At 68.7% G+C, this 11,781-nt stretch carries 7 protein-coding genes; 3 read left to right on the top strand and 4 right to left on the bottom strand.

Annotated elements, in window-relative coordinates; all coding sequences use genetic code 11:
- A partial coding sequence (locus J7024_RS34670) for an ABC transporter permease (protein ID WP_442861913.1) occupies window positions 1-770 on the bottom strand: 770 nt, incomplete at its 3' end.
- Complete coding sequence (locus J7024_RS34665) at window positions 760-1,800, bottom strand: Fe(3+) ABC transporter substrate-binding protein (protein ID WP_124829652.1); 1,041 nt, start codon at window positions 1,798-1,800, stop codon at window positions 760-762. The genes J7024_RS34670 and J7024_RS34665, both read right to left, overlap by 11 nt.
- Before the next feature lie 242 nt (window positions 1,801-2,042).
- On the opposite strand from J7024_RS34665, the gene J7024_RS34660 reads away from it, so the two are divergent.
- Window positions 2,043-2,210: a hypothetical protein gene (locus J7024_RS34660; protein ID WP_096509015.1), complete on the top strand. Its 168-nt coding sequence runs from the start codon at window positions 2,043-2,045 to the stop codon at window positions 2,208-2,210.
- 163 nt (window positions 2,211-2,373) lie between these two features.
- Here the strand turns inward: J7024_RS34660 and J7024_RS34655 are convergent, their stop codons facing one another.
- Window positions 2,374-3,741, bottom strand: coding sequence for an amino acid permease (locus tag J7024_RS34655; RefSeq protein ID WP_124829651.1), 1,368 nt, complete (start codon window positions 3,739-3,741; stop codon window positions 2,374-2,376).
- Window positions 3,742-4,001: 260 nt separating this feature from the next.
- Window positions 4,002-6,293, bottom strand: coding sequence for an FUSC family protein (locus J7024_RS34650; RefSeq protein ID WP_124829650.1), 2,292 nt, complete (start codon window positions 6,291-6,293; stop codon window positions 4,002-4,004).
- Between the two features lie 179 nt (window positions 6,294-6,472).
- On the opposite strand from J7024_RS34650, the gene recC reads away from it, so the two are divergent.
- Both recC and J7024_RS34640 read left to right on the top strand, forming a co-directional pair.
- Window positions 6,473-9,811 carry an exodeoxyribonuclease V subunit gamma gene (recC, locus tag J7024_RS34645; protein ID WP_124829649.1) on the top strand — a complete coding sequence of 1,113 codons (3,339 nt, stop codon included), beginning with the start codon at window positions 6,473-6,475 and terminating at the stop codon, window positions 9,809-9,811.
- The coding region (locus J7024_RS34640; protein WP_234745897.1) for a UvrD-helicase domain-containing protein at window positions 9,808-11,781 on the top strand (1,974 nt) is incomplete at its 3' end. The genes recC and J7024_RS34640, both read left to right, overlap by 4 nt.

Raw genomic sequence — 11,781 nt, 5'->3', positions numbered from 1 at the left:
GTGATCCACGTCGTGTAGACCGATACGGTCAGCGTCTGCACGCCGAGGAATTCCGACGCGCCGATGTCGTTCAGCGTTTCGAGCAGCGCGAGGCTCACGCCGACGGCGATCGCGGGGCGCGCGAGCGGCAGGACGACGTGCCAGAACGTCGCGATGCGTCCCGCGCCGAGCGTGCGCGCCGCTTCGAGCAGGCTCGCGGACTGCGTGACGAACATCGCGCGCGTGCTCAGGTACACATACGGATACAGCACGAAGCCGAGCACGAAGATCGCGCCGGGCAGAGAGCGCAGGTCGGGCAGGCGGAACTGGCGCGGGCTGTCGAAGCCGAGCAGCGCGCGCAGCGCGCTTTGCACGGGGCCGATCGGATGCAGCAGGTCGAGATACGCGAACGCGACGATATAGGTCGGCACCGCGAGCGGCAGCAGCAGCGCCCACGTCAGCGTTCGGCGGCCGGGAAAGTCGTACGCGGTGACGAGCCACGCGCAGCCGGTGCCGATCACCGTGACGATCGCGCCGACGCCCGCGAGCAGCAGCAGCGTATTGGCGAGCGCCTGCGGCAGCACGAATTCGGCGAGATGCCGCCAGTGCGCGAGATCGGCGCCGAATGCGGCGGCGACCAGCACCGCGAGCGGCGCAGCGACCGCCGCGGCGATCGCGGCGGCCGCGATCAGCGCAACGCTGATCGCGGCGGCCGCGATCAGCGCAAGGCTGCCCGCGCGCGGGCGTAACGGCTGGCGGCGCGCGCGGACGATCGATGCATCAATTGTCAAAGCCGACCTTGTCGACGAGCTGGCTGGCCGCCTTGCGATGCTTCGCGATGTCCGTCAGCGGCAGCGGGTCGACCTTCAGCGTGCCGAAGCTCGCGATCACCGGATCGAGCTTCACGTTCGCGCGCACCGGGTATTCGTAGTTCGCCTGCGCATACAGCGCCTGCGCTTGCGGCGACACCAGGTATTCGAGCAGCTTCACTGCGTTGGCCTTGTGCGGCGCGTGCTTCGCGACCGTCGCGCCGCTGATGTTCACGTGCGTGCCGCCGCTCTTCGCGTTCGCGAACGTCGGCCGCACGACCTTGATCGCGTCGCCCCACTTGCGTGCGTCGGTGCCGGGCTCGGCATGCTTCATGTGGCCGACGTAGTAAGCATTCGCGAGACCGACGTCGCAGATGCCGCCGAGGATGTCGCGCGCGACGTCGCGATCGCCGCCCGTCGCCTTGCGTGCGAGGTTCGCCTTCACGCCGCGCAGCCACTTCTCGGTCGCGGCTTCACCGTCGTGCGCGATCATCGCGGCGACGAGTGCGGTGTTGTACGGATGCTGTCCCGAGCGGATGCAGACCTTGCCCTTCCATTTCGGATGGGCGAGATCCTCGTAGCGGAACGCGTCGACCTTCAGGTCCTTTTCGACATACAGCACGCGATCGCGCAGCGACAGCGCATACCAGTCGCCTTGCGCGCCGCGCAGATTCGCCGGAATCGCGTCGTCGAGCACCTTCGAGCGCACCGGCTGCGCAAGCCCGCCGTCGACGAGATCGAGCAGGTTGCCGATGTCGACCGTCATCAGCACGTCGGCGGGCGACTGCGCGCCTTCGGCCTTCACCCGTTCGAGCAGGCCGTCCTTCACGAACACCGTATTGACCTTGACGCCGCTCTGCTGCGTGAACGCATCGATCAGCGGCTGGATCAGCTTCGGTTCGCGCGTGGTGTAAAGGTTGACTTCCTCGGCTGCGTGGGCCAGCGGCGCGAATGCGGCGGCAAAGGCGAGGGCGCCGGCGAGCGGCAGCAGGCGGGTGCGCGGATTCGACATGGAGACTCCGGTGAGGCAGGTTGGCGAAGGAGCGTTCCGGGGTGTGCCTGCCATCCGGGCAACCCGAAACATTACAAAACGAAAGATTCTGGATTCTAGATCGGAATGGGAATGATTATCAAATGAAAGGTTTCGGCGGACAGCGGGGAAAGGCGGGGGACGGAACGCAAACGTGGCGTCGCAGCACGTGCGCAAGCGCGTAGAATGCCCGCTTCGACAAAATTGACGGAGTCGCCTCGACCATGAACGATCAGCGCAAGAAGAACCCTGTCCGCAACGTGAGCATTCTGATCGTCGTGGCCGTGCTGCTCGTGATCGGGACGATCCTGTACAACGCCGTGTCGCAGAAACGCGCATACGACGAGGCCCATCCGGCCGAGGCTGCGAGCGCGAGCGCCGCGTCGCACTGAACGAGCGGGCGCTGCCCCGGACCCTGGCGGTCGGGTGCAGCGGCCGGGGCAGCAACAGCGACGAGCGGAACGGGCGGCTGACGACGCACGATGCGTTGCGCCGCGCCGGAAGAAAAAAACGGGCGCCGAAGCCGGCGCCCGCGCGGGGGAGATCAGTCGTGCGTCAACGTGACGCAGCGGCAAACTTAGGGCGGATCCGTGCGTAGAACACGACCGCGAGCAGCGCGAGCCATGCCGCGCCGACGTAGAGCGCGACGCGCGTGTCGTCGAACCAGCCGAGCATCACGATCACGAAGCCCATGAACGCGATCGTCAGCGCCGGCGCGACCGGCCACAGCGGCACCTTGAACTTCAGCGCCGCGACTTCCGCGCTCGACAGGCGTCGGCGCATCGCGACCTGCGATAGCAGGATCATCAGCCACACCCAAACGGTAGCGAACGTCGCGATCGCCGCGACCACCAGGAACACGTCCTTCGGCATCAGGTAGTTGAGCACCACGCCGACGAACAGCGCGCCCGCCATCACGAGCACCGTGACCCATGGCACGCCGTGTCGCGACGTCGTCATCAGCACGCGCGGCGCCTGGCCCTGCCGCGCCATCCCGAACATCATCCGGCCCGCGCCGAAGATGTCGCTGTTGATCGCCGAGATCGCCGCACTGATCACCACGAGGTTGAGGATCGTCGCGGCCGACTTCACGCCGAGCGCCGAGAAGATCTGCACGAACGGGCTGCCGTCGTTACCGACGCCCGTCCACGGGCTGATCGACATCAGCACGACCATCGTCAGCACATAGAACAGCAGGATGCGCGCCGGTACCGCGTTGATCGCGCGCGGAATCACGCGCTCCGGATCCTTCGCCTCGCCGGCGCTCATCCCGATCACCTCGATGCCGCCGTACGCGAAGATCACGACCGACAGCGACGCGATCAGGCCGCCGACGCCGTTCGGGAAGAAGCCGCCATGATTCCACAGGTTCGCGAAGGTCGGCACTTCGGCCGAATGGCCGAAGTGCATGCCGGTCAGCAGGATCGCGACGCCGCCGCCGATCATCGCGACGATCGCGCCGACCTTGATGATCGACAGCCAGAACTCGAGCTCGCCGAACACCTTCACGTGGCACAGGTTCAGCCCGCAGATGACCGCGACGACGCCGAGCACCCAGATCCATTGCGGGACGTCCGGAAACCAGAAGCCCATGTAGATGCCGAATGCGGTGATGTCGGCGATCGCGACGATTACCATTTCGAGCGTGTAGGTCCAGCCTGTGACGAAACCGGCGAACGGGCCCAGGTTTTCGGTCGCGTAGTGGCCGAACGAGCCGGCGACGGGCTCGCGCACAGCCATCTCGCCGAGCGCGCGCATCACCATGTAGACGGCCGCGCCGCCCAGGATGTAGGCCAGGATCACCGCGGGGCCCGCAAGCTGGATCGCCGACGCCGAACCGTAAAACAGACCGGTGCCGATCGCCGAGCCCAGCGCGAGAAAGCGGATGTGCCGCGCGCTCAGGTGGCGCTGCAAGTTCTTCATCGAGTCTCCGATATCGTTGTGCTACGGACCGGGCGAGTGGCCCGGTCCGGTTGGCTCAAGTTGTCTATACAACTTGAAATGTGAACGAATGATAACAAGCCGGGCAGATGGCCGGAATCGGGTATTCCCTGACTGGCGCAACCGGCGGAATCGGGGCTGACGCGGGCGCGACCGGCAGGCCGCCGCGCGAAGCGGATGGGTCATGCGTGCGCGCCGGCGGCCGCCCCGCTGCGCGCGAGGCTAGCGCTGGCGGAACGACGTCATGCGGGCAAGCGGATGACGCTCGCGTCCTTGCGGATCAGTAGCGACGACGCAAGCATCTGCTTGCACTGGTGCGCGAGCACCTTGAGGTCGTGCGTGAGCTCGGCGCCGACCGCATCGGATTTTTCCGCGGATACGACCATCGCGTCGAGCTCGCGCGTGATCTGCTTCGTTGCGTCGAACTGGTCGGGCGGCGGCGGCTCGCCGGCTTCCGCCTTTTCGAGGTTGTCTAGCACGGCGGACAGGCCGCGGTGCAGTGCGTCGTCGTGGACGAAGTTGCTGTCGGCCGCGCACGCGCTGCGGATCAGCGGTGCTGCGGCCGTGATCTGCGCGCCGAGCACGTGCGTCTGCACGAGCAGGTCGTTCAGCTCGGGCACGAAGCGCTGGTGCGCCTTCGGCTCGATCATCATCCGCTGGAACGCCTGGCCGAGGTTCGCGAACGCGATGTTCACGTCCTTGCGCGCGAGGCGGTACCGGTAGTCGGCGTCGAGGCTCGCGGCCGGCGTTTCGATCGCCGCGGCGACGCCCGGCACGACGGCCGCGCCGTCGGCGGCCGGCACGGGCGGCGGCGACGCACCGCGCCCGGCGCGCCACACGGCCTCGAAATACTTGCGGGTCGACGTGAGCATGTCGGTGACGAGCTTGCCCATCAGCCGATATTCCCAGTACGGGAACAGCCGGCTTGCGGCTATCGCGATCATGCAGCCGACCACGGTGTCGATCGCGCGCTCGCCGATGATGCGCATGCTGCCCGGCGCGAGCAGATGGAACATCAGCAGCACGTACGACGACGTGAACACGACGCTCGCCGTGTAGTTGAACAGCAGCAGGCTGTAGCTCATCACCATCGACCCGAACATGATCGCGATCAGCAGGTGCGGCTCCTTCACCGTATAGATCAGCGCGATGCTCGCCGCGCAGCCGATCAGCGTGCCGATGATCCGCTGCGCGTTACGCTGCTTGGTCAGCGAGTAGCCCGGTTTCAGGATGATGATGCTCGTCATCACGATCCAGTACGCGTTCGTGAGCGGGAGCAGCCTGCCGAGCCAGAAACCGACGGCCACCGCGATCGTCACGCGCAGCGCGTGGCGGAAGCTCGGCGAGCGCATGTTCAGGTTCGAGAAGATCAGCAGCGGCGACATCCGGCGACGCTGCAGGAAGCGCGTGAGCGCCTTGTCGATCTTCAGTTCGGTCTGCTGCGGGTCGGCGTGGCCGGACAGGTTGCGCCGCATCCGGTCGATCAGGCGCGTCGCGCTCCAGATGCGCCGGAACGTCGCGAGCACTGCCGCATACGCTTCCGGATTGCTGGCCGCGAAGTTCTTCTTGCGCATCAGCTCGATCTCGTACTCGATCGCGCGCAGCTCGGCCTTCACGCTGATCCGCGAATGCGGCGCGCGGTTCTCGAGCACCGCGAGGCCGATCTCCTCGAGATCGGCGGCCGCCTTGCGGATCAGGTCGCGGTAGAAAATGATCAGGTCCGAGCCGCCGAACGTGTTGCGCACGAGCGGGTAGTCGGTATGCGCGCCGACGAACAGCTCGTGCAGGTCGACGCTGTTGATGAACAGGTTGTACATCGTCGTGCGGCCGGGGTCGAGCTTGCCGCGGCGCAGTTTCGGCAGGTTGCGCAGCACGATGTCGCGCGCGGTTTCCTGCGTTTCGACCGCCGAGATCTGCTTGGCGACGAGATTGCGGTAGCACTCGTCGAGATCGGCCTCGAGATCGTAGAACTGCGCGCGCGCGAGCAGGTAGTCGGCGCACGCGAACAGGCTTTCGGCGAGCGCCTGCTGCTCGATCCGGCGCGCCTGCCATTGGGACACGAGAGTTGCCCAGTACGTGTACCAGAGGCCGCCCGCGAGGATCCAGCCGGCGTTGACGAACGCCTGCAGCGGCGTGAACTTCTCCTCGAGCGTCATCACCATCATGAACAGCGTCGCGAAGCTGATCTGCGGCCAGCGGTTGCCGTATACGACGATCAGCGACAGCACGAACGTGAGCGGCACGATCGTCAGCCACAGCGCGAAGATGTTCGGTGTCGCGAGGCCGGTCGCGAGCGCGGCCAGGAAGCCGATCACGCTGCACGCGAGCATTTCGTTCTGCTTGTACTTGAGCGGGCCGGGCATGTCGACGACGCACGCGCCGAGCGCGCCGGTCGAGATCGTAAAGCCGAGATCCCGGTTGTGAAACACGATCAGGCACAGTACCGCCGGTAGCGACACGCCGACCGCGATCCGCAGGCCGCCGAAAAAATACTGGCTATAGAAAAACTTTCTGATTTCGACCGAATAGCGCATCGATGGGCTGAATGGCAGACGAAGACGCCGGGGCGGCGTATTGACTGGCGACGAGTCTATCGTATTTCGCGGTCCGCAAAACCTGGCCTTTCGGGCGAGGTTCGCCGCGACGGCCCTTTTGCTATCCTTGGTGCTCCTGTTCGCCCGGCCCGGTCGGCGCGACGCACCGATACCGCTTCATGCTCCATCTCTTCTATTCGAACCGTCATGAAACGCTGGCCGACGCGCTGCTCGACGATCTGGCCGCGTTCCCGGCCCGCAACGGCCCGTGGGCGCCGCAGCAGGTCATCGTGCCGAGCGCGGCGCTGCGCCGCCGTCTCGAGCTCGACATCGCCGCGCGTCACGGCGTATGCGCAAATGTCGAGTTCACGTATCTCGCGCAATGGCTGTGGGCGCAGATCGGCCGCGTGCTGACGGTGCCCGCGCGCTCGCCGTTCGCGCCGGACCGTCTCGTGTGGCGCTGCTACCGGCTGTTCGCGCAGGCCGAGGGCGGTACGCCGTGGCTTGCGTCGCCGCGGCTGGCCGCATATCTGTCGGCGTCCGACGACGCGATGCGCTACGAACTCGCGCATCGCGTCGCGGCCGTGCTCGATCATTACCTGACCTATCGGCCCGAATGGCTGGCCGCATGGCAGGCCGGCGAGTCGGTGCTCGCGGGCGATGGCGCACCGCGCGGAATCAGCGACGCCGCGCGCGACGACGAGCAGTGGCAGGCCGCGTTGTGGCGCGTGCTGCTCGCCGAGCTGAGCGACAGCGGCACGCCGCCCGCGCATCGCTTTCTCGTCGAGGCGCGCAACCTCGATCCCGAAACCGTCGCGCGCGCCGACTGGCCTGAATCGGTCAGCGTGTTCGCGCTGCCGACCATGCCGCCGCTGCACGTCGCGCTGCTGCGCGAGCTGTCGCGCTGGATCGACGTGCGCGTCTATGCGCTCAACCCGTGCCGCGAATTCTGGTTCGACATCGTCACCGCCGCGCATGCCGAGGCGCTCGATGCGGCCGGGCGGCGCGACTATCAGGAAGTCGGCCACCCGCTGCTTGCGGAGTGGGGCCGGCAGACGCAGGCGCAACTGCACATGCTGCACGAGCTGACCGAAAGCGCGGCGTCAGGCGATGCATCGCGTTTCGTCGGGAATCCCGCGCCGACCTGGCTCGCGCGCGTGCAGAACGCGATCCTCGACCTGCAGCCGGAGGACGAGCTCGGCGACGCGCCGGCCGAACGCGGCATCGAGGTGCACGTGTGCCACAGCCTCGCGCGTCAGCTCGAGGTGCTGCATGACCGGCTGCTCGCGTGGTTCGATGCCGACGCGACGCTGCAGCCGTCCGATGTGCTGGTCGCGGTCGCCGATCTCGCGGCGGCCGGGCCGCTGATCGATGCCGTGTTCGGCACGGCGGGCACCGGCGGCGCGCGCGTGCCCTACCGGATCACCGGACTGCCGCCGTCGCAGGCGAACCCGGTCGCGCGCGTGCTGCTCGAATGGCTCGCGCTGCCGGAGCGGCAGGTCGGTGCGCCGGAGCTGGTCGAATGGCTGCGCGTCGACGCGGTGGCCGCCCGCTACGGGATCGACGCGGCCGCGCTCGAGACGGTGCAGACCTGGCTTGCGGCCGCCGGCGCGCGGCGCGGGCTGTCGCCGACGATGAGCGACGACGCGGCGGTGCCCGCGCCGCGCCACACGTTCTCCGATGCGCTCGCGCGGCTCTTCCTTGGTTATGCGATGCCCGAAGGTGCCGCTCCGGTCGGCGCGTGGCTGCCGATCGAAGCGGCCACCGGCAGCGAGGCCGAACTGCTCGGCCGGCTCGCGCGCTTCACCGACGATCTCGACGGCTTCGCGCGGCGGCTCGCCGACGCGCATACGCCGCGCGCCTGGAGCGAACTGTTCGCCGACACGCTCGCGCGCTTCTTCGACTCCGGCGCCGCGTATGCCGACGCGCTCGCGGGCGTGCGCGACGCGCTCGACGCGATGCTGGCCGCAATGACCGAAGGCGCTCCCGACGAGGCATTGCCTGCAGCGGTGGTGCGCGCGGGGCTGGCTGCCGCGCTCGACGATCCGGCGCGCGGCGGGGTGCCGTGGGGCGGCGTCACGTTCTCGTCGCTGACGAGCCTGCGCGGGCTGCCGTATCGCGCCGTCTGCCTGCTCGGGATGGACGACGGCGTGCTGCCGAGCCTCGCGCGTGCGGACGAATTCGACCTGATGGCCGTGCTGCCGAAGCTCGGCGACCGGCAGCGCCGCGACGACGAGCGCAACCTGTTCCTCGACCTGCTGCTCGCGGCGCGCGACCGGCTGCTGATCGCCTACACGGGGCGCAGCATTCGCGACAACGCGCCGTTGCCGCCCGCGGCGCTCGTCGACGAATTGCTCGACCATCTCGCGCTCGTCACGGCCGGCCCCGACGCTGCACCGGACGCGGTCGACGCCGCGCGGCGCGCGTTCGTCGTCGAGCATCCGTTGCAACCGTTCGCGGCCACGTATTTCCAGCCCGACAGCGAACTGGCTTCGTACGACGCCGAGCGCGCGACGCTTGCGTCGCTGCTGGCGGCCGAAGCGTCGCGCGATGCGACGCGCGAGCAGCCGTTCTTCGCGCAGCCGCTGCCGGCCGAGCCGGCCGAACCCGTCGCGTTCAGCGAATTCGAACGCTTCTGGCGGCATCCGGCGCGTGCGTTGCTGCGTGCACGGCTCGGCATCGTGCTGTCCGATGCACAGGCGGAACTACTCGACACGGAGCCGTTCGCGCTCGATTTTGCCGGCAGCGACGCGCTCGCCGAACGCGTGCTGCCGCTCCTGATCGAATCGGGCGACGGTGGCGTGCACGACCATGCGCTGCGTATTGCGGACGCCAGCCCGGAACTGCCGGGCGGCGCGACGGGCGCCGTCTGGCGCGACCAGGCGCTCGGCTCGATGACGCAGCTCGCGTCGAAAGTGCGGCACGCGCTCGCCGACGGGATGGAACGGCGGCCGTTCTCGCTCGAAGTCGTGCCCGCATGGCCGGACACCGAGCAGGCGCTGTTCGGCCCCGATGACGCGATGCTGGCCGGCGATGCGGTGAGTGCGCCGCTCGAGCTGCACGGCACGCTGAACCGGCTGACGCCGGCAGGGCAGATCATCTATCGCTATGCCCGGCCAAGCGCGCGCGACTATCTGTCCGCGTGGCTCGCGCACCTCGTCTACTGCGCGGTGGTGCCCGACGGCCCGCGCCGCACGCTGTGGTTCGGTAGCGGCGGCGCGTTCGAACTCACGCCGGTCGCGGCGCCGCTCGAACGGCTCGCGCCGCTTGCCGCGCTGTTTCGCGCGGGGCGGCGCATGCCGCTGCGGTTCTTTCCGCGCAGCGCATGGGCGCGGGTCTCCGACGGCGAGGCTAAGGCCGCGAGCGTGTGGATCAACGAGCGTGTCGCGAGCGAAGCCGACGACCCGGCCATCGCGATCGCGTGGCGTGGCGCGCATCCGTCGCTCGACGAGCCGTTCGGCACACTCGCGCGGCTCGTGTTCGAGCCGATGCTCGAACATCTGAAGGAGGTCGCATGAGCGCCGCAGCCCGGCCGCAGGCGGCGCTCGAACTCGACGTGTTCGTGTGCCCGCTCGACGGCGTCAACCAGATCGAGGCGTCTGCCGGCACCGGCAAGACGTGGAACATCTGCGCGCTATACGTGCGCCTGCTGCTCGAAAAGGATCTCGGCGCGGACCAGATCCTCGTCGTGACCTTCACGAAGGCGGCGACGGCCGAACTGCACGAGCGGATTCGCGGGCGGCTCGCGCAGCTCGCGCATGCGCTCGATACGGGCGACGACGGCGGCGATCCGTTCGTCGCGCGCCTGCTCGAGACGACGCTCGGCGAGGCCGGCGCGCTCGATCCCGAGACGGCCGCGAAGCGGATCCGGCGCGCGCTGCGCGCGTTCGATCAGGCGGCGATCCATACGATCCACGCGTTCTGCCAGCGTGCATTGCAGGAAGCGCCGTTCGCGGCCGCGATGCCGTTCGCGTTCGACATGCAGGCCGACGACGCGGCGCTGCGCTTCGAGCTCGCAGCGGACTTCTGGCGCACGCGGGTCGAGCCGATGGCCGCACGCTGGCCCGGTTTCGCGACGTGGCTCGTCGATTCGGGCGCAGGGCCGGCCGCGCTCGATGCGCAGCTTGCCCGCCGGCTGAAGAAGCCGCTCGCCGCGCTGCGCTGGGACGGTGTGGGCGAGCCGGACGAATCGGCGGAAGCCGCCGCCGCCGCGTGCTTCGAGGAGGCCGCACGGATGTGGGCCGACGAGCGCGACGCGATCGACGCATTGTTGCGCACCGCGCAGCCCGTGCTCAACCAGCGCTCGCACAAGCCCGACGCACTCGTCGATGCGCTCGGCGCGTGGTCCGCGCATTTCGCACAGGGCGATGCGACGGCCGCGCTGCCGAAGGCCGCGCTCAAGCTCACGCGCACCGCGCTCGTGAAAGCGACGAAAAAGGGCGGCGCGACACCTGAGCACCCGTTCTTCGACGTCGCCGACGCGCTCGAAGCGGCGGTGGCCGCGGCCGAGGCCACGCAGCATGCGCGCTGGCTCGCGCTGATCGCCGACTGGCTCGACATGGCACCGGCCGAACTGGCCGAGCGCAAGCGTACGCGTCGCGTCGTGTCGTTCGACGACCTGCTCGCGAACCTGTATCGCGCACTGAACACGCATCCGTGGCTTGCCGAGACGCTGCGCGAACGCTATCCGGCTGCGCTGATCGACGAATTCCAGGACACCGACCCGCTGCAGTTCGCGATCTTCGACCGGATTTTCGCGCCGCGCGGGCCGCTCTTTCTCGTCGGCGATCCGAAGCAGGCGATCTACAGCTTCCGCGCAGCGGATCTGCATACTTATCTGGCCGCGCGCGCCAGTGCGAGCGCGTGCTATACGCTCGCGGTCAACCAGCGCTCGACGCCGGCGATCGTCGATGCGTGCAACCGCTTCTTCATGTCGAATCCACGCGCGTTCGTGCTCGACGGGCTTGACTATTACGCGGTGCGGGCCGGCACGCGTGTGCGAGCGCCGTTCGTCGACGGCACCGACCCGGGCCCGGCCGGCGATTTCCGGATCTGGACGCTGCCGGGCGGCGACGGCACGCTGCTCAAGCACGACGCGCAGGCGCAGGCCGCTCAGGCCTGCGCAGCCGAGATCGCGCGGCTGATGCGCGGCGCGCGCGAGGGGGACGCGCGGCTCGGCGACACGCCGCTGTCGCCGGGCGACATCGCGGTGCTCGTGCAGACGCACCGCCAAGGCAGTCTCGTGAAGCGCGTGCTTGCCACGTGGGGCATCGGCAGCGTCGAGCTCGCACAGGCGTCGGTGTTTTCGACCGGCGATGCCGAGCAGCTCGAACGCGTGCTCGCGGCAATCGATGCGCCGGGCGATCTGCGGCGCTTGCGCGCGGCGCTCGCGGCCGACTGGTTCGGTCTCGATGCGGGTGCGCTGTCGCGCCTGGCGCCGGGCGACGCCGCCCCATCCCATCACCCACGCCACACCCCACATCCGCTG

The sequence above is a fragment of the Burkholderia sp. WTPI3 genome (assembly GCF_021483755.1).
In the GTDB taxonomy this organism is placed as follows: Bacteria; Pseudomonadota; Gammaproteobacteria; order Burkholderiales; family Burkholderiaceae; genus Burkholderia.
Note: the sequence above shows the minus strand (reverse complement) of the source record. Positions and strands in the feature narration are given on the sequence as shown.

Bases quoted from the DNA above. Each gene is read 5' to 3' on its own strand.
- J7024_RS34665 (WP_124829652.1), bottom strand. From the start codon at position 1,800: ATGTCGAATCCGCGCACCCGCCTGCTGCCGCTCGCCGGCGCCCTCGCC.
- J7024_RS34660 (WP_096509015.1), top strand. From the start codon at position 2,043: ATGAACGATCAGCGCAAGAAGAACCCTGTCCGCAACGTGAGCATTCTG.
- J7024_RS34655 (WP_124829651.1), bottom strand. From the start codon at position 3,741: ATGAAGAACTTGCAGCGCCACCTGAGCGCGCGGCACATCCGCTTTCTC.
- J7024_RS34650 (WP_124829650.1), bottom strand. From the start codon at position 6,293: ATGCGCTATTCGGTCGAAATCAGAAAGTTTTTCTATAGCCAGTATTTT.
- recC (WP_124829649.1), top strand. From the start codon at position 6,473: ATGCTCCATCTCTTCTATTCGAACCGTCATGAAACGCTGGCCGACGCG.